Genomic DNA, 17,926 nt, shown 5'->3' on the forward strand with positions numbered 1-17,926 from the left:
CCGCCGGCGCTGGCCGCTGCATGGTGCGGACGGTCGGTGCTGGCCGCTGAACGCCGACCACGACGTTCCTGGATTCCGCCGGTCGATGTCAGCGGAGGTGATGCACGATGGAGACTGACTGATACATTCCGGTACCTCGGTCCGCGTTACCGACGGGCCGTGGGAAACCACTGCATGCCGTACGCGAGATACAGTTCCGGCTCGTCGAACTCCGCGTACACCTCACTGACCGCGTCCGGCTGAATCAGTTCCCTTCCGGGCTGCGGTGAATCCAGCAACCGCACCGGCTCCCCGGTCACTCGTCGCACCCAACTGGGCATTTGATCAGGGTCGAATCGCACCCGCAGTTCGAAGCGTCGGCACCGTCGTGTCGCGGTCAGGACGTAATGCGGGTATGCGACCTGGCTCGGGCCCAGCCGGGTCACCACGCAGAAGTCGCACGACTCACCAGCGGCGAGTGGCCGGGGCAGCCCGACGACCAGTTGTGAGCGCTGGGGCAGCGGTCGCTCGTGCCGGATCCTCCGACCGCCCCAGTGCACCCCGGCCTCGATGTCGAGGCCGGTGCTGCCTGGCGGGCAGGGTAGCGACATGCCGAGGGTGATCTGGTCGAGACCGTCGTGGTCGGCCACGATCCGGCGTTCCTCGTACGCCTCCATCGTCGGGGTGTCCAGTCGGACCAGCACCCGCAGCCGGTCGACGTGCCAGCCCGCGCCGGCCGGTTGCGCGCTGCGCCGGCCCAGCTCCCGGCCGATCGCCTCGGCCAGCAGTACCTCCGCCTCGTTGATCCGACGCAGCGCGGTGCGGTCCTCCCGGCCCAGCCGCCGGGCGAGCCAGGCGACCCGGCCCCGGAAATGGGTCTCCTGAGCCTGCGGATGCAGACCGAGGGCGACCCGGGCGGCGAGGGCCATGTCGTCGGGCAATTGCCGGGCCTGACCGTTGAGTTCGGCCACCACCCGTTCGCGCAGCTGGGCCGGGTCGTCGGCCCGGCCGGTTCCGCCGGCACCGCAGAGTGTCCGCAGGTGGTCACCGATCCGGCCGGACAGGTTGGCGGCGGACACCCCTCGGCCGGCCCGTAGCGCGCGCAGTTCGGACTTGATCTCCGTCACGGACACCAGATGTCACCGCCCTTCCAAGGAACGTCACCTTGTCCACTTCGTGACACCAGCGGCAGATTTTGTCACGTGTGCTGAGTTTCGCAGCCGGGCACCGGCGGTTGACACTGGTTCCCGGCGTGATCCGACGTGATCCGCTCCTGAGCCGGAGGCGTGTGCCACCGTGCCGCCCTCCGCAGCCCGATCTGTGGGGCCGGGGCCGGTTCACGTCACCAGTACGTGGACAACGGGGATGACTCCGGTACCCGCAGCGGTGCGTTCCGGCTCGACCGGGCTTCAGCCCGGGGTGTGCGCCGCGCCCGCCGGGTCGAAAAGGGACTCCGGCGGGCCGGCGGCGACCGGGCCGGCCCGGTGCGGCGGCGGCGGTAGCTCGCGGGTCGGCTGCCGGCTGAACAGCCGTACGCCCCGACCGGTGGTGGCGGTGCGGGCGGTGACGTCGATGGTGACCGGGTGGACCGCGGCGGGTGGGGCGGTGAAGCCGCGGGTGCCCCAGCGGACCCAGATCGCGACGCGGCCGGCGGCGGCCTCGGCGAGCAGCTTCTCCACCGTACGGCGCCGATCGGTGTGGTCGATCTCGACCACCACCGGCGCTGCGTCGGGCCGGGCGCAGGCGACGTCGACGACCGAGTGCTTGTCGGCCATCGGCGGCGGCAGCGGCAGGACACTGGCCGCGCGGCGGTACACCCGCCAGCCCTGCCGGGCACCCCAGTCGGCGACGGTGTCGACGAGCAGGGCGGTGACCTGATCGGTGGTCAGGTCGGTGAAGGTCACTGTGGCGAGCCGGTCCGCCAACGAGTCGACCACCACCGCCGCCGGGTCGCCTCCTGACGCCGGCCGGCCTGCCGTCGGGTCGCCTCCTGACGCCGGCTGGCCTGCCGTCGGGTCGGTCACAGCGGCAACCAGGCGATCACGTCGCGGATCTTGGCGTCCCAGTAGCTCCACAGGTGATCGCCCGGTCCGAAGTCGATGGTGACTCCGACACCCCGGTCCGCGCAGGCGTCGCGGAACCGTACGTTGTCCGGAAACAGCTCGTCCTCGGTGCCGCAGCCGACCCAGAGCTTCGGCAGCGTCGCCGGATCGGCCCGGTCGAGGACGGCGAACAGGTCGTCGTCGCTGCCGGTGACCTCCCGGCCGCCGAAGACCCGGTGCATCAGCGGGTCGGTCGCCGAGACCGGCGGACCGTGCTGACGGCCGCCCACGTCGAGTACGCCGGAGAGGCTGGCCGCCGCCGCGAATCGTTCGGGTCGGCGCAGCGCCCAGCGCAGCGCACCGTACCCACCCATGGACAGGCCGGCGACGAAGGTGTCCTCGCGCCGCTGGGAGACCCGGAAGAACGCCTCGACCACGGTCGGCAGCTCGGTGGAGAGGAAGGTCCAGAACGGCGCGCCGTGCGCCTCGTCGGCGTACATGCTGCGGTGGACCTGAGGCATCACCACGGCGAGCCCGCGCTCGGAGGCGTAGCGCTCGATGGAGCTGTAGCGGGTCCAGGCGGTGGCGTCGTCGGTCAGCCCGTGCAGCAGGTAGAGCACCGGCGCGGCGCTGTCGCCGCCGCGCGCGGGGGCACCGATCCGGGTCCTGCTGTGCTGCGGCAGCAGAACGGTCATCGAGGTGCCCTGCTCCAGGACGTCGGAGAAGAAGTCGACCCGTAGGAGTGCCATCCGCCCAGTGTGCCGGTTCGTCGTCGGACCGGTCCCGCTCGGGTGCGCACCGGCCCGGGTGCTCCGGCCCGGTGTCAGGCCGACCGGAGACCGTCGCGGCGAACCTGACCCGGCGGCACCCCGTACGCCCGTTTGAAGGCCCGGCAGAACGCCGCCTCCGACTGGTAGCCGAACCGGCGGGCGACCACCGGCAGCGGGTCGGCGGAGCGTTGCAGGTGGTCGTGGGCCAGCTGCAGCCGCCAGGTCGCCAGATAGCGGATCACCGGCTCGCCGACCAGGTCGGTGAAGCGGGCCGCGAACGCCGACCGGGACATCTCCACCTGCCGCGCCAGGGCGTCGACGGTCCAGTCCCGCTCCGGGGCCCGGTGCAGCGCGGTCAACGCCCGACCGATCTGGTCGTCGCGCAGCGCGGCCAGCCAGCCCTGCCGGGCCTCCGGCGCGGCGTCCAACCAGGACCGGATGGCCTGGATCACCAGTACGTCGGCCAGGCGGGTCAGCATCGTCTCACCTCCCGGCCGCAGCGCCTGCGCCTCCCGGGCGACCAGCCGCAGCGTGCTGTGCAGCCAGCCCGACTCGTCGTCGTCGAACCGGTCCAGGTGCAGCACCGCCGGCAGCTGCGCGATCAACCGGCGGGCGGCGACGTGGTCCGGGCGCAGCACCGCGTACGTCACCTGGGTCAGCTCCCCGCCGCCACCGTGGCGCATGATCTCGTACCGGTCGCTGAGCTGCTCCACCGGAATGTCGAACAGCGGCAGCGTCGGGGTCGCGGGCGCGCTACGGAAGCGGTGCGGTACGCCGTGCGGGATCAGCGTCAGGCTGCCCGGTCCGATCAGGTACGGCTCGGCCCCGGCCACCTCCAACCAGTACCGGCCGGCGGTGACCACCTGCAGGGTCATGCAGCCGGGCAGTGCCGGCACGTCGACCCCCCACGGCGCGGTCAACTCGGCCCGGCAGTAGAGGGTGCCGGTCAGTCGGAACATGTGCAGCGTCTCGCCGAGCGGGTCGCTGACCGGCGGGATCACGCAACTGGGTGTCGTCCACACCTGCCCAGCATCCCTGCTGGTATGCCGAACGTCCACTTCTCTGGACGATCGGCAAACAAGACCGGCAGCACAATCATTGTCCGGCCATGGCAGCCACGGCAGTCTGGTGACACGACAAGCGGTCCTCACTTTCCCGGTGGGCCGCGACCGACCCGAAACGGGAGTTCCTCATGTCACGACCGTCAGTGCTCGTCACCGCGGCGACCGGCAAGACCGGCAGGCGGGTCGCCGACCGGCTCGCCGCACTCGGCCACCCGGTGATCCGGGCCAGCCGCAGCAGCGCGCAGCCGTTGCGCTGGGAGGACCCGGCGAGCTGGCCGCCCGCGCTGGACGGGGTGGACTCGGTCTACCTGTGCTACCACCCGGACCTGGCCGCGTCCGAGGCCCCGGCCCTGGTCGAGAAGTTCACCGCCGCCGCCCGCGACGCCGGGGTGCGCAAACTCGTGCTGCTCTCCGGCCGTGGCGAGACCAACGCCCAGCGCTGCGAGGCGATCGTCGCCGGCTCCGGTCTGACCTACGGCATCGTCCGCGCCAGCTGGTTCAACCAGAACTTCACCGAAGGCAGCCTGCTCGGTCCGGTCCTGACCGGCACGATCGCGATGCCGGCCGGCGACGTGGCCGAGCCGTTCGTCGACCTGGACGACGTCGCCGACGTCGCCGTCGCGCTGCTCACCGACGACCGGCTCGCCGGGCGGGCATACGACGTCACCGGACCACGGCTGCTGACCTTCGCGCAGGCGGCGGCGGAGATCGCCGACGCCAGCGGACGCGCCGTGACCTACCTGCCGGTCACCGCCGAACAGTTCCACCTCGGACTGGTCGCCGAGGTCGGCCCGGACTACGCGCGACTACTCACCGACCTGTGCACCGAGGTGTTCGACGGCCGCAACGCCGCGCTCGGCGACGGCGTCGAGCGGGCGCTGGGCCGCGCGCCGCGCGACTTCGCCGACTTCTGCCGGCAGGCAGCCGCCGTCGGGGCGTGGCAGCAGTGACCACCGCCAGCGCCGCCGCCACCACCGGCCGGGCCGGGCCGGTGCCGCGTAGCCGTACGCAGGCGGTGATCCTCGTCGTCGCCGGTCTGGTCGTGGTCGGCATCGGCGGCGCGGTCCTGGCCACCCCGGAGGCGTTCCACGCCGGCAACGACATCGAGTTCGGCGGCAACCCCAGCCTGCTCAGTGAGATCCGGGCCGCCGGTGGGGCGCTGCTGGCCACCGGCGTACTGGTCACCCTCGGGGCGTTCGTCCGCCGGTTGACCTACACCGCGGCGCTGGTCGGCGCGACGGTCTACCTGGCGTACGGACTGTCCCGGCTGTTCAGCCTGGCGGTGGACGGGCTGCCGGCGACCGGGCTGGTCGCGGCCACCGTCGCCGAGCTGATCCTCGGGGCGGCCTGCGGGTACGTCCTGCTCCGCCAGCGTCCCTGAGCCGCGCGCCCGGGTCACATGACCCGGGCGCGCCATCCGTCGAGGTCGGCGGCGAGCGCGTCGTCGCCGGCAGCCCGGCACTGATCGACGGCCACCTCCAGCAGCCGCCGCCAGGTCGGCAGGTACGCCGTCGGCCCCGGCACGGGTCGCCCCTGCCGGGATCGGTGTGCGGTGGCGAACAGCGCGTGCGCCGCCAACGTCAGCCGCCGCCCGTCGCCGTACGCCCGGGGCAGCACCTCGACGGCGAGCGACGCCAACCGCGACACCGTGTCCAGCGACAGGCCGGACCACCACCGCATCGGCGTCGTCCAGAGCAGCTCCGGCCGGTCCTGGCCGGCCAGCTCCCGCACCAGGGTCGGTTGCCCGGCCGAGGCGGCGTGTCGCTGTACCGCCGCCGGCAGCGTCGGCGCGACCGCCCGGTCCAACCACTGCGACGACGGCACCCACAGCAGGCCGCGACCCCGCAGGTTTGGCAGCACCAGCCGGGCCAGGCTCCGGCCGAACTCCGGCGGGAACGGCACCGGCGTGCCGGCGGCCGACAGCATCCCGTCGACCACCCGCAGTTCGGCCTCCAGCGCCTGCCGGTCCTCGTCCGGCGGCAGCCTGGCGACGATCATCACCGCCGGCAGGAATCCGTCGACGACGCGGCCGTCGGCGAAGTTCAGCAGCGCCGACACGGCGGCGGCGCTGAACACGTACCCGCCGTCGACGCTGTCGCTGCCGCCGGTCGTGTCGCCGCCGTCGCCACTGGCACCGTCGTCCGAATGGCCGTAGTAGCCCAGCGCGGCGTTCGCCGAGGCGACGGCGACCTGCGGATCACCGTCGGGGGCCAGGGTCGCGGCGTTCATCGCCAGCACCCGGGCCAGGTCCCGCCGCTGCGGGTGCGCCGGATCGCCGCCGGTCACCGCCAGGTAGATGGCCACCGCGCCGTCGGCGTCGACCTCCGCCGAGGCGGCCCAGCCCCGTACCGACTGAGCCAGCGCGCGACGGGCCAGCACATCGGCCAGTGACAGCTCCGCGTCGGCGACGGCGCCGACCGACCCGGCGTACGCCCGCTCGGCGTCGTCCAGCGCGGCCACCGCCGCGCCCGGATCCCCGGCGGCGAGGTGCAGCGAACCGAGCCGGTAGTGCAGCCCGCCCAGCCCGGCGCGCCGTGCCGTGTCGTCCGGTGCGGCGGCGACCAGTTCGCCGGCGAGTGCGACGGCCCGACGCTGGTGGTCGATCGCGTCCGCCCAGTCACCGCGTCGACTGTGCGCGGTGGACTGCTCGACCGCCTCGGCGACACCACCCGGGTAGGTCACTGGCCGCCGCGCAGGTCGTCGGGGACCGCGTCGACCAGGGCGATCCGCTCGAACGTGGCGGTGCAGCGCTGCCCGGTGGGGGACTGGGCGAGAAAGCCCACCCGGGTCGACCGGGCCGCGTCGCCAGCGAGCCGGAACAACCGGGCGAACTGCCACGACACCCCGTCGAGGGAGTAGTGGAACGCGTACGCCAGCCCCTTGCGCAACACCCGCAGGTGGACAGTGGACGAATCGACGGTGACCGCGTTCGCGTCGTCCGACGTGCCGTTGGTCACCACCGTCACCACCATCGGCTGCCCCTGCGGTGAAGACTCGAAGCAGAGCTTCGCCCAGTGCTCCCCGTCGAGGCGCAGGCACAGCACCCCGGCGTCGAACGCGGCGGCGAAGTCGACCGTGACCCGGGCCGAGAGGGCGAACTCGCCCGCCGGGCAGTCGAACAGCAGGGCCGGCGCGTCATGCGTACGGTGTTCGCCGACCGGGTCGACGAACCAGTCCGTGCCGGCGCCGGCCGTGATCGACAGGGCCTGCCGGCCGGGGTCGTAGCCGGCTGCGACCGGGACGTGTTGCCAGGCCAGCGGCGGCAGGCCGGCGATCACCGGCGGGGGTGAAGCCGGCGGCGTGGACGGTGTCTGCGGTGTCAAGGTGCCTCCGGGCGCATCGCGTCACGGACTCCGGCTGGGACTGTGATACTCCCATGGTCGGGCACCCCGGCGTGGACCCACCGGCCGGCTTGACCCTCGACCTGGTCGAGGCCGCAGAGTCCCTGGACGTGGAGAGCGACATGCACAGCATCGGGGCGACGGCACGGGCGAGCGGACTGACCGTGAGCGCGCTGCGGTTCTACGACGCCGCCGGGGTGCTGACCCCGGCGACGGTGGATCCGCACACCGGCTACCGGTGGTACGCGGCGCACCAGTTGCGCGCCGCCCGGCTGCTGGCCGGGCTGCGTCGGGTCGGCCTGCCGCTGGCCGAGATCACCGAGGCGGTCCGGGCGTTGCCTGACGTCGAGGTGGCCCGCCGGCTGCTCGACGTCCATCTGCTGCGCCTGGTCGACGGGCTCGCCGACGCCCGCCGGGAGCTCTCCCGCATCCATGCCCTGCTCGATGCCGAGGAGAACAGAGTGACCATGACCACCACCCGTGTCACCGTCGACGCCGCCGACGCGGCCCGCGCCCTGACCGCCGTACGGTTCGCCGTCGGCAGCGATCCCGAGACTCCCGCCCTGGCCGGGGTGCAGGTCGAGGTCACCGCCGACACCGTACGTTTCGCCGCGACCGACCGGTTCCGGCTGGCGTACGCCGAACTCACGCCGACGGCGGTCGACGGACCGCCGGTGTCGGTGCTGCTGCCGGGGACCTTCATCGACGGCGTTCGCAGTCAGCTGGACCGCAATCCGCAGGCCGAGCTGACTCTCGGCCGGGACCGGGTCGAAGGCGCGGCACCTGGCTGGCGGATCGCCGTCGAGCCACTTGACGTCGACTTCCCCGACTACCGGGCGCTGCTGCCGGCCCGGGGTGCCGATGGCCGCCGGGAGTTCGCCGTCGACGCGGCCGCGCTGCGCCGGGCGCTGGAGCCGGGCCGGGCTCCGCTGGTGGTCCGCGAGCACCTGGGCGTCACCCACCCGGTCGCGGTGCTGGCGGCGACCGACGGCGGCACGGTCGAATGCGTCGACGAGGCCGCCTGGCAGGCCGCGCCGGACCGGCACGTAGCCGTGAACCGTGAGTTCCTGTTGCAGGCGGTGGAAGCTGCCGGTGGCGGTCAGCTGGTGCTCGACCTGGACGGGCCGATCCAGCCGTTGGCCGTGCGGCTGCCCGACGACGACCGGAGCTGTTCGTTGCTGATGCCGATCCGGCACTGACGTACCCACCGACGTACGCACTGCCGCCGGCACGGTGGTGCGTCGTAAAGTGGTCGAATGAGTGGCGAGGTCGTGCCGTCGCGACGGGAACTGCGGATGTCCGATGCGGACCGGGAAGCGGTGGTCGCCCGGCTGAACGCGGCCGTCGCCGAGGGTCGACTGACCCTTGCCGAGTTCTCCGACCGGGTCGACGCGGTGTTGCAGGCGCGGACCTTCGGCGAGGTGGAACCCGTCGTTGCCGACCTGCCCGCGGTCGACCCGGTCGTCGCTGCCGCCGACGTGGTGGAGCTGCGCAGCCAGGCGGGGCAGTTGCGACGTACCGGTCGGTGGAGTGTGCCGCGCCGGCTCGTGGTGCGGGCGAAGGCGGGTTCGGTGCTGCTGGACATGCGGCACGCCGTCTTCAGCCACCAGGTGGTGGAGATCGAGCTGTCCACCCAGGCGGGGTCGGCGACCATCGTGCTGCCGCCCGGGGCGACCGCGAACGTCGACGGTGTGACCACGTCGGCGGGCTCGGCCCGGGTCAAGGTGCCGGCGGTGCCGGAGCCGGGCACGGCGGCCCCGCACCTGGTCATCACCGGCAGCACGGTCGCCGGCTCCTTGACGGTGCGGTACGAGTACCGGTTCTGGCGGTGGCGTTGGTAGGTGACGGGCAACCGTCGCCCACTCGCCACGGCATCGCCAACTGCCGATGTTATCGATAACAGTCCAAGCTCATGGGGCAGATGTCGGCCAGCTCCGGCGGGCTGAAACGTTGCTGCCGGTCGAGCGAAACGCTAGCCGGGTGGCGGTGGCTGTCCCGGCCCTGCGAAACACGCCTGTTACCTCTTGACGACGGTAGTGTTATCGTTCACAGTCGATGGAACACCTGTCGGGGTGCGACCGGGAGTGAGCCGGCTGGCGCCGCCCCCACCAGGTGCCAGCTCCGCCAACCGGGCTGGTGGGGCCGCATGTTAACGCTCACTGGCTAGCCCACTGCGGCCAGCGGGCCCCGTGGTGCCGCCAGGCGTGCGGCTGGACCGCGCGGGCCTGCGGTGACGGAGGAAGACATGACAGGAACAGACCAGATCAGGCGTACCACCGACCGGAGATGGATCCGGCGCATCGCGGCGGCGACCGTAGCGGTCCTGGCCGGCGGCGGCATCGTCGCGGTGACGACGACGGCGGCCTCGGCGGCGACGGTCGACACCAGCGCGTGGTACGTCCTGGTCAACCGCAACAGCGGCAAGGCGTTGGACGTCTACAACCTCGCCACCAACGACGGGGCCCGGATCACCCAGTGGACCCGCAACAACGGCAACCAGCAGCAGTGGCAGTTCGTCGACTCCGGCGGCGGCTACTACCGGCTCAAGTCGAGACTGTCCGGCAAGGTCCTCGACGTCTACAACTGGTCGACCGCCAACGGCGGCGCCATCGTGCAGTGGACCGACCTCAACGGCACCAACCAGCAGTGGCGCCTCGCCGACTCCGACGGCGGCCACGTCCGCCTGATCAGCCGACACAGCAACAAGGCCCTCGAAGTGCAGGGCGCGTCGACCGCCGACGGCGGCAACATCGTCCAGTACGACGACTGGGGCGGCACCAACCAGCAGTGGCAACTGGTCCGCGTCGACGGCGGCGGCAACCCCGACCCGGGCCCCACCACACCGCCCCCTCCAACGGGCGAGTACACGAATCCGGTGGTGTGGCAGGACTTCGCGGATGTGGAGGTGATCCGGGTCGATGACACGTATTACATGACGGCGTCGACGATGCATTATTCGCCGGGTGCGCCGATTCTGCGGTCGTACGATCTGGTGAACTGGGAGTTCGCGGGTCATGCGGTGCCGAGGTTGGAGTTCGGGACGAAGTACGACCTGTCGGGGGCGCAGCGGGGTTATGTGCGGGGGATCTGGGCGTCGACGTTGAATTACCGGCGGAGCAACGGGACGTACTACTGGGCGGGTTGTATCGATTTCAGTCAGACGCACATGTACACGTCGCGGTCGGTGGAGGGGCCGTGGACGAAGCATGCGACGTTGCCGTGTTACTACGACGCGGGGTTGTTGTTCGATGACGACGACACGCCGTACGTGGCGTACGGGAACGGGACGATCAGTGTGGCGCAGTTGTCGGCGGATGGTCGGTCGCAGGTGCGGGCGCAGCAGGTGTTCCAGACGCCGTCGAGTGTGGGGACGTTGGAGGGGGCGCGGTTCTTCAAGCGTAACGGGGCGTACTACATCTGGTTGACGCGGCCGGCGAACGGTCAGTACGTGTTGCGGTCGACGTCGGGGCCGTTCGGGCCGTACGAGATGCGGCAGGTGTTGTTGGACATGCGGGGGCCGATCTCGGGTGGTGGGGTGCCGCATCAGGGTGGTGTGGTGCGGACGCAGAACGGTGACTGGTACTACATGGCGTTCGTGGACGCGTATCCGGGTGGGCGGATGCCGGCGTTGGCGCCGATCTCGTGGACGGGTGACGGGTGGCCGCAGGTGCAGACGGTCAATGGTGCGTGGGGGGTGAACTATCCGCGGCCGAACCTGCCGGCGCCGCCGCGTGCGGTGAAGCCGTTGACGGGGGTGGAGACGTTCGCGGGGACGGTGTTGGGGCCGCAGTGGGAGTGGAACCACAATCCGGATGATTCGCGGTGGTCGGTGAACAACGGGTTGCGGTTGTCCACGGCGACGGTGACGAACGATCTCTACAGTGCGCGGAACACGTTGACGCATCGGATTGCGGGGCCGACGTCGACGGCGACGGTGGAGTTGGATTATTCGGTGATGCGGGATGGTGACCGGTCGGGGTTGGCGATGTTGCGGCAGTCGTCGGCGTGGATCGGGGTGCGTCGTGACGGCGGGTCGACCCGGGTGGTGGTGACGAACGGGTTGACGATGGACTCCAATTGGAACACGACTGGCACCGGGGTCGAGGTGGCGAGTGCGCTGGTGTCCGGTGGTCGGGTCTGGTTGCGGGCGAATGCCGATATTCGGCCGGGTGCGGGGCGGCAGGCGCGGTTTTCGTACAGCACGGACGGGGTGAATTTCGTGAGCTTCGGGCCGGCGTTCACGTTGAACAACGAGTGGCAGTTCTTCATGGGCTACCGGTTCGGGATCTTCAATTATGCGACGCAGGCGCTCGGTGGCGCCGTCACCGTCCGACGGTTCGAACTCTCTACCCCCTGATCACTGGAGGACACACCCATGAGTTCGTCATCTCTGAGCCGACGCCGCCTACTGCAGGCCGCCGGCGCGACCGCGGTGGTCTCCGCCACCGGTGTCACCACTACCACCGTCCTCGGCGCCGCTCCGGCCGCCGCGGCCCTGCCCCCCGTGCGCGCCGACATCGGCGTATCGGCCTACGGATTCGACGTCGGCCAGGCCCGCCTGACCACCGGACGTTGGCGGGACAACCAGAACCGCACCGTCAACTACCTGCGCTTCGTCGACGTCGACCGGATGCTGCGCAACTTCCGGGCCAATCACCGGTTGTCCACCAACGGCGCAGCCGCCAACGGCGGCTGGGACAGCCCGACGTTCCCGTTCCGTACCCACATGCAGGGGCACTTCCTGACCGCCTGGTCGTACGCCTGGGCGCTCACCGGCGAGGCCGTCTTCCGCGACAAGGCCAACTACATGGTGGCCGAACTCGCCAAGTGCCAGGCCAACAACGGGGCCGCCGGTTTCGCCGCCGGCTACCTGTCCGGGTTCCCCGAGTCCGACTTCACCAGCCTCGAAGCGCGGACGTTGAACAACGGCAACGTGCCGTACTACTGCATCCACAAGACCCTCGCCGGCCTGCTCGACGTCTGGCGCTACCTCGGCAACAACCAGGCCCGTGACGTCCTGCTCGCGCTCGCCGGCTGGGTCGACTGGCGGACCGGCCGGCTCACCTCGAGCCAGATGCAGAACATGCTCGGCACCGAGTTCGGTGGCATGAACGCCGTGCTGACCGACGTCTACCAGCAGACCGGCGACGCGCGGTGGCTCACCGCCGCGCAGCGGTTCGACCACGCCGCGGTGTTCAACCCGCTCGCCGCCAACTCCGACCAGCTCAACGGACTGCACGCCAACACCCAGGTGCCGAAGTGGATCGGCGCCGCCCGCGAGTTCAAGGCCACCGGCACCACCCGCTACCGGGACATCGCCAGCAACGCATGGAACATCACCGTCGACGCGCACACCTACGCGATCGGCGGCAACAGCCAGGCCGAGCACTTCCGGGCACCGAACGCGATCGCCGGCTACCTGCGCAACGACACCTGCGAGGCGTGCAACACGTACAACATGCTCAAGCTCACCCGGGAGCTGTGGCTGCTCGACCCGGGCCGGGTCGCGTACTTCGACTTCTACGAACGGGCATTGCTCAACCACGTGCTCGGCATCCAGAACCCGGCCAGCAACCATGGACACATCACCTACTTCACCCCGCTGAACCCGGGTGGTCGCCGGGGCGTCGGTCCTGCCTGGGGCGGCGGCACGTACAGCACCGACTACGACTCCTTCTGGTGCTGCCAGGGCACCGGCCTGGAGGTCAACACCGCGCTGGCCGACTCCGTCTACTTCCACGACGGCAGCACGTTGACCGTCAACCTGTTCGTGTCGTCGGTGCTGGACTGGGCCCAGCGTGGCATCACCGTCACCCAGACCACCAGCTACCCGGTCAGCGACACCAGCACCCTCACCGTCACCGGCAACGCCGCCGGCACGTGGACGATGCGGATCCGGATCCCGGCCTGGACCAGCGGGGCCACGGTCAGTGTCAACGGCACCGCGCAGGGCATCGCCACCACTCCCGGCAGCTACGCCACCCTCACCCGGTCGTGGAGCCCCGGTGACACGGTGACCGTACGGCTGCCGATGCGGGTCACGACGGTGCCGGCGAACGACAACCCGAACGTCGCCGCCATCATGTACGGCCCGGTGGTGCTCTCCGGCAACTACGGCAACACCGCGCTGAGCGCCCTACCCACCATCGACGTCGCGTCGGTCACCCGGACCAGCGGCAGCACGCTCGCGTTCACCGCCACCGCGAACGGCGCGACCGTCGACCTCGGGCCGTTCTACGACGCGCACGGCCACAACTACACCGTCTACTGGGCCACAGCGCCCGGTGGCGGCAACCCGGGATCGGCCAGCTTCCGGCTGGTCAACGCCAACAGCAACCTGGTGCTCGGGGTGCAGAACATGTCGACCGCCGACGGTGGCCTGGCACTGCAGTGGGACGACAACGGCACCGCCGACCACGACTGGGAGATCCTCGTCGACGGTGGTGCGATCCGGTTGCGTAACGTCCACAGCGGCAAGGTGCTCGGTGTGGAGAACATGTCGACCGCCGACGGTGCCCGCATCCTGCAGTGGTCCGACACCGGCACCGCCGACCACCGGTGGACGGTCGTCGACGTCGGCGACGGCAGCCACAAGCTGCGCAACGTGCACACCGGCAAGCTGCTGGGCATCTCCGGTGGCTCGACCGCCCTCGGGGCCCAGGCGGTGCAGGACCCGGACAACGGCAGCCTGGACAACCAGTGGCGGTTCCTGCCCAACGGCGCGCGCCGGATCCGCAACCTCGCCAGCGGCATGGTGCTCGGCGTGCAGAACATGTCGACCGCCGACGGTGGGCTGGTCATCCAGTGGGGCGACACCGGCACCGCCGACCATCTCTGGACCGCGGTCACCGACACCGGCGGCTACCTGCGGCTGCGCAACTCGCACAGCGGCAAGGTGCTCGGGGTGGAGAACATGTCCACCGCTGCCGGAGCGCGGGTGCTGCAGTGGGCCGACAACGGCACCAACGACCACCGCTGGCGGCTGCGCTACGGCACCGACGGCTGCTTCCGGATCCAGTGCGCCAACGGCGGGAAGGTCCTCGGGGTCACCGGCGGCTCCACCGCACAGGGGGCGCAGATCGTCACCGCCGACGACACCGGCGCCAGCCATCTGCTGTGGCGGTTCGTCTGACCGGCACCGGTCAGGGTCGGGCTGGTCGCCGCCACGTCGGCGGCCGGCCCGGTCACCGGTCGACGACGTCGGCCGCCGCCATCACCCGCAACGCGTTGGCGTCGACCCGCAGCCGTACCGGCGTCTCACCCGACAGCTCGCCGTCGATCTCGACCCGCGCCGGCCGGTCGGTCTCCACCAGCAGTTCGCCGACCGCGAGGAACGGGTCGTGGCGCAGCGTCCGGCGATGGCCGGTCGCGGCGTTGCGCACCGTCGCGCCCAACAGGCTGCGGCGGGTCGGCCCACCGACCGGGTACGCCACCAGCAGCCGGTCGTCGGCGTTGGCGTCGGCGGTGATCGGCCGCCCCGCCTGGTGACCGCCGTTGGCGACGTACAGCTGATGGGTGGTGAATTCGCGGGTCCGGCCCTCGGCGCGGACGCTGACCCGCAGCGGCCGGTGCCGGGCCATCAACGCCGCCGCCGTCGCCGGGTAGGCCAGTTTGCCGACCATCCGTTTGAGCCGGGGCGGAGTACGCAGCATCACGTCGGCGGACAGCCCGATGCCGACGTGGTTGGCGAACGGTAGGTCACCGGCGAGACCAAGATCGACGTCGATCACCTTGCCCTCGGTGATGACGCCGACGGCCGCGTCGAGGTCGAGCGGGATGCCCAGGGTGCGGGCGAAGTTGTTGGTGGTGCCCAGCGGCAGCAGCCCGAGCGCGATGTCGCGGTGGGCGAGCAGCCGGGCGGCGGCCCCGATCGTGCCGTCCCCGCCACCGGCGACCAGCAGGTCCGGGGCCAGCCCGACCGCCTCGTCGAGGTTGCGTTCCAGTTCACCTGGCTCGTCGACCGGGTACGTCGCCAGCAGGTCGAAGCCGGCGGCGGTCAGCCGCTGCCGGGCGTCGCTGTAGAGCTGCCGACCCCGCCGCGACTTGGCGTTGACGATCAGCACCGCCCGCCGCTGCCGCCGGATGGCGTCACTGAGCTCCTGCTTGGTCCGCACCGTCGCACCCTATCGCCACTGCCTGTGCCGGCACTGTCGGGCGGCGGCGCACCCGAGGTCAGGCCGGCGACGCCGATGCCGCCGCGAGCGCGTCGGCCAGCGCGTCGGCCGGGTAGGGCGCGGTCCGGTCGCGGATCACGGCCTGCCAGAACCCACCCATGATGGTCGCGATCGCGGTGTAGCGCCGGATCAGTGTGACGGCCTCCGGCGGCAGCCGTGGATGGTCGTCACCCGGCCGCGACCGAAGGTAGTCCAGACACGCCGGCCAGGGCTCCCGCAACGCGTTGCCGATGACCGCGAAGACGAGATGAGTGGCGGTGTAGCAGCGGTCGTAGTGGCAGTGTCGCCGCAGGAAGGCGTACTCGGCCGGATCGAGGTCGAAGTCGGCGTGCGCGGCCAGGCCGAAATCGGCGACGTAGATCTCGTGGCCGTCGGTCAGCAGGTTGTGCATGTGCGCGTCGAAATGCACGAAGTCATGCTCAGCGAGTAGTCGGGTGGTGCTTTCCAGTGACCGATCGACCATCGCGTAAGCGGCTGCGGCGGAAGATCCACCTGTCGCCGACCGCGCTGCCAGCCAACGGTCCAGCCGGTGTCCGACGTGCTCCATGAACAGGACCAGGCTGGCCGGCGCGGCGCTGATCGCGGTCAGCCGGCGGCGGATCGCCGGGTGGCCGCCCCACCGCAAGACCCACGTGTCGATCGATGTGGGTTCCATTGGTTCCGGGCGTACCGGCAGGATCCGCCAGTGGTGCAGCAGCGGGAAACTTGCCGACCTGCCTTGCCGCACCCACTCCGACACGGTCCGGTGGGCGGCCAGCTCACGCCACGCACCGAACCCGGCGGATCCCACGCCGTACTGGTAGAAGGTCGGCAGCTCGAACAGGTTGCGGGTGCAGCCGTGGTGTTCGACGCGCAACTCGAGGTCGGTCAGGGGGACGCGTTTGACGAACACCGGGCCGCCGGCCACGTCGATCGACGCCGTCGTGCCGCCGATCCCGGTGCCGAGCGCCGTCGCGTCGGTCAGCAGACCGCACAGCTCGGTCTCGTCGAGACCACCGAGCCAGGTCGTGACGGTACGGTCGCGGGCCAGCCGGTCGATCGGATGCCGCCTGACGTCCGCGACCTCCATTCCTGTGTGGTCCGGCATGTTCGCACCGTAGTCGAAGGGTCCGACAAACCTGGCCGCAGGCACCGGTGGTCCCCGTGGCCAGCGGTCGTACCCAGTCCGGAGGTCAGGACCCGGTGAGTACGTCGTACAGATCCGGCCGGCAGTCGAGCGCGGCGGCGCGCAGTGCCGCGACCCGGGCCACCTGCTCGTCCGGTGGCAACGCCCGCAGGCGCGCCAGCGCGTCGGCGACCATCTGCTGCACCGGGGGCCAGAACTCGTCCGGCCGGGCGTCGCGGCCCTGCAGCCACAGGCTGGCGGCGGCGCGGGCCGCCTGGATCGGCTCCCAGCCCGCGACGTCGGCGGCGGCGGCTCCGCAGGCCCAGGTGCCGGCACCGTCGAGGATGCTGGCCTCGATCGACTCCTGTCCGCTGATCACCGTCCCGTCGCCGTGTATGACCAGTTCCAGGTGAACGCTGTCGCGACGCTGCTCGACCCGGGTGCCGTGCCGGCTCGGCTCCTCGACGACCTGGGTCGGCGCGTCGGGCAGCCGGCTGAGCAGGGCCAGCGCCCGCCGGGCCGGATCGACGATCTGGGCCAGCGCGGGTTCGTGCAGCCGGGTGACGCAGACTCGGGGTGCCTCGTCGGTGCAGACCAGCGCGGTCGCCTCCGGGTCCGGCCGGACGGCCGGACCCGTTGGGGGGAACAACGCCAGCGCCGCGACCAGCCCGACGGCGGTGGGGATGGTGGCCAGCAGCCGGCTGCGGCGGGTGCCGGCCGCGTACAACGCGAACCCGGTCCCGGCGATGGCGGTGAACCAGACCAGCTTGCCGGCGACGACCCGACCGTCGATCATGGAGTACTGGTCGGCGTCGCCGAGGTAGGCCGGTCCGAGCAGCAGCACCGGGCGGTAGCTGTCGGCCCACCCGATCGCGACGACCACGATGGCGGCAAGACCGGCCAGGGCGAGCAGCGGAGCGGTGAGCCGCGACGGCAGCAGCCGGCCGACGCCGAGCCCCAGCAGTCCGGCGGCGGCGATGCTGAGCGCGCCGAGGAGCAGCGGCCCGTACCAGCCCGGCGGATGGTAGGTGGCCGCCAGCAGGGCGCGGCCGAGCCCGTCGAGCAGCCCGCCCACGTACCCGCCGGCCAGGCAGCCGGCGACCACCGTCGCCTGCGGCGCGACCCGGGACCACCCGGGTCGGGCAGTGCCGGCGAGCAGGTCGACGATGCCGGCGGCCCGGTCCCGTCGGCCCTGCCAGGCCCCGGCGGCGAGGGCCAGCGGCCACAACAGGTCCAGCCCGGCGTGGTGGGCGAGGACGGTTGCCATCCAGGCACCGTCCCAGCGTTCCGGATCGGCGGTCAGCCACGCCGCCGTACCGGCCAGGGCGATGCCGAACCACAGGGCCCCGGTACGGCGCAGTTCCGTCAGGAAGAGGCGGCCGGTCATCGCTGTACCGTCGATTCGTGAAGTGTCACAACCGGCAAGACGGCACCGGAGGCCCGCCAGGTTC

General features: G+C 71.5%; 15 protein-coding genes. 6 read left to right on the forward strand and 9 right to left on the reverse strand.

Annotation, left to right across the window (positions count from 1 at the left end; translation table 11 throughout):
- Positions 1-146: 146 nt before the first annotated feature.
- From O7623_RS25860 to O7623_RS25875, 4 genes are all read right to left on the reverse strand, one after another.
- Positions 147-1,112, reverse strand: coding sequence for a hypothetical protein (locus O7623_RS25860; RefSeq protein ID WP_282225558.1), 966 nt, complete (start codon positions 1,110-1,112; stop codon positions 147-149).
- 276 nt (positions 1,113-1,388) lie between these two features.
- Complete coding sequence (locus tag O7623_RS25865) at positions 1,389-1,916, reverse strand: hypothetical protein (RefSeq protein ID WP_282229580.1); 528 nt, start codon at positions 1,914-1,916, stop codon at positions 1,389-1,391.
- Positions 1,917-1,999: 83 nt separating this feature from the next.
- Positions 2,000-2,770 (reverse strand): alpha/beta hydrolase family protein, encoded by a 771-nt coding sequence (locus O7623_RS25870; protein ID WP_282225559.1) that lies wholly within the window; start codon positions 2,768-2,770, stop codon positions 2,000-2,002.
- Between the two features lie 74 nt (positions 2,771-2,844).
- Positions 2,845-3,813, reverse strand: coding sequence for an AraC family transcriptional regulator (locus tag O7623_RS25875; protein ID WP_282225560.1), 969 nt, complete (start codon positions 3,811-3,813; stop codon positions 2,845-2,847).
- A gap of 170 nt (positions 3,814-3,983) precedes the next feature.
- Between O7623_RS25875 and O7623_RS25880 the strand changes: the two genes are divergently transcribed.
- Together O7623_RS25880 and O7623_RS25885 are read left to right on the forward strand one after the other, a co-directional pair.
- Positions 3,984-4,805, forward strand: coding sequence for an NAD(P)H-binding protein (locus O7623_RS25880; protein ID WP_282225561.1), 822 nt, complete (start codon positions 3,984-3,986; stop codon positions 4,803-4,805).
- Positions 4,793-5,236 carry a DUF4345 domain-containing protein gene (locus O7623_RS25885; protein ID WP_282225562.1) on the forward strand — a complete coding sequence of 148 codons (444 nt, stop codon included), beginning with the start codon at positions 4,793-4,795 and terminating at the stop codon, positions 5,234-5,236. The genes O7623_RS25880 and O7623_RS25885 overlap by 13 nt, the downstream gene beginning before the upstream one ends.
- A 14-nt stretch (positions 5,237-5,250) precedes the next feature.
- On the opposite strand, the gene O7623_RS25890 is transcribed toward O7623_RS25885, so the two are convergent.
- The gene (locus O7623_RS25890; RefSeq protein WP_282225563.1) at positions 5,251-6,537 is read right to left on the reverse strand and encodes a hypothetical protein; all 1,287 of its coding nucleotides are present in this window, start codon (positions 6,535-6,537) and stop codon (positions 5,251-5,253) included.
- Entirely contained in the window at positions 6,534-7,133 is a 600-nt protein-coding gene (locus O7623_RS25895; protein ID WP_282225564.1) for a DUF1349 domain-containing protein, read from the reverse strand. Before O7623_RS25895 ends, O7623_RS25890 begins: the two co-directional genes overlap by 4 nt.
- Before the next feature lie 185 nt (positions 7,134-7,318).
- Here O7623_RS25895 and O7623_RS25900 point away from each other — a divergent pair, with 185 nt between their 5' ends.
- The 4 genes from O7623_RS25900 to O7623_RS25915 all read left to right on the forward strand — a co-directional run bounded on the left by O7623_RS25900 (position 7,319) and on the right by O7623_RS25915 (position 14,328).
- Positions 7,319-8,395, forward strand: a complete 1,077-nt coding sequence (locus O7623_RS25900) for a MerR family transcriptional regulator (RefSeq protein WP_282229581.1) — start codon at positions 7,319-7,321, stop codon at positions 8,393-8,395.
- A gap of 57 nt (positions 8,396-8,452) precedes the next feature.
- A complete protein-coding gene (locus O7623_RS25905; protein WP_282225565.1) occupies positions 8,453-9,037 on the forward strand; it encodes a DUF1707 domain-containing protein in 585 nt (194 codons plus the stop codon).
- Between the two features lie 404 nt (positions 9,038-9,441).
- The gene (locus O7623_RS25910) at positions 9,442-11,553 is read left to right on the forward strand and encodes a family 43 glycosylhydrolase (protein ID WP_282225566.1); all 2,112 of its coding nucleotides are present in this window, start codon (positions 9,442-9,444) and stop codon (positions 11,551-11,553) included.
- Positions 11,554-11,571: 18 nt separating this feature from the next.
- On the forward strand, positions 11,572-14,328 hold the full coding sequence (locus O7623_RS25915; protein WP_282225567.1) for a beta-L-arabinofuranosidase domain-containing protein: 2,757 nt from the start codon (positions 11,572-11,574) through the stop codon (positions 14,326-14,328).
- Positions 14,329-14,380: 52 nt separating this feature from the next.
- Here O7623_RS25915 and O7623_RS25920 read toward each other — a convergent pair whose 3' ends face one another.
- The 3 genes from O7623_RS25920 to O7623_RS25930 all read right to left on the reverse strand — a co-directional run bounded on the left by O7623_RS25920 (position 14,381) and on the right by O7623_RS25930 (position 17,862).
- Positions 14,381-15,310: a diacylglycerol kinase family protein gene (locus O7623_RS25920; RefSeq protein WP_282225568.1), complete on the reverse strand. Its 930-nt coding sequence runs from the start codon at positions 15,308-15,310 to the stop codon at positions 14,381-14,383.
- Positions 15,311-15,368: 58 nt separating this feature from the next.
- The gene (locus O7623_RS25925) at positions 15,369-16,457 is read right to left on the reverse strand and encodes a serine/threonine protein phosphatase (RefSeq protein ID WP_282225569.1); all 1,089 of its coding nucleotides are present in this window, start codon (positions 16,455-16,457) and stop codon (positions 15,369-15,371) included.
- A gap of 85 nt (positions 16,458-16,542) precedes the next feature.
- On the reverse strand, positions 16,543-17,862 hold the full coding sequence (locus O7623_RS25930) for a hypothetical protein (RefSeq protein ID WP_282225570.1): 1,320 nt from the start codon (positions 17,860-17,862) through the stop codon (positions 16,543-16,545).
- Between the last annotated feature and the right edge of the window lie 64 nt (positions 17,863-17,926).

Source organism: Solwaraspora sp. WMMD791, assembly GCF_029581195.1.
Taxonomy (GTDB): domain Bacteria; phylum Actinomycetota; class Actinomycetes; order Mycobacteriales; family Micromonosporaceae; genus Micromonospora_E.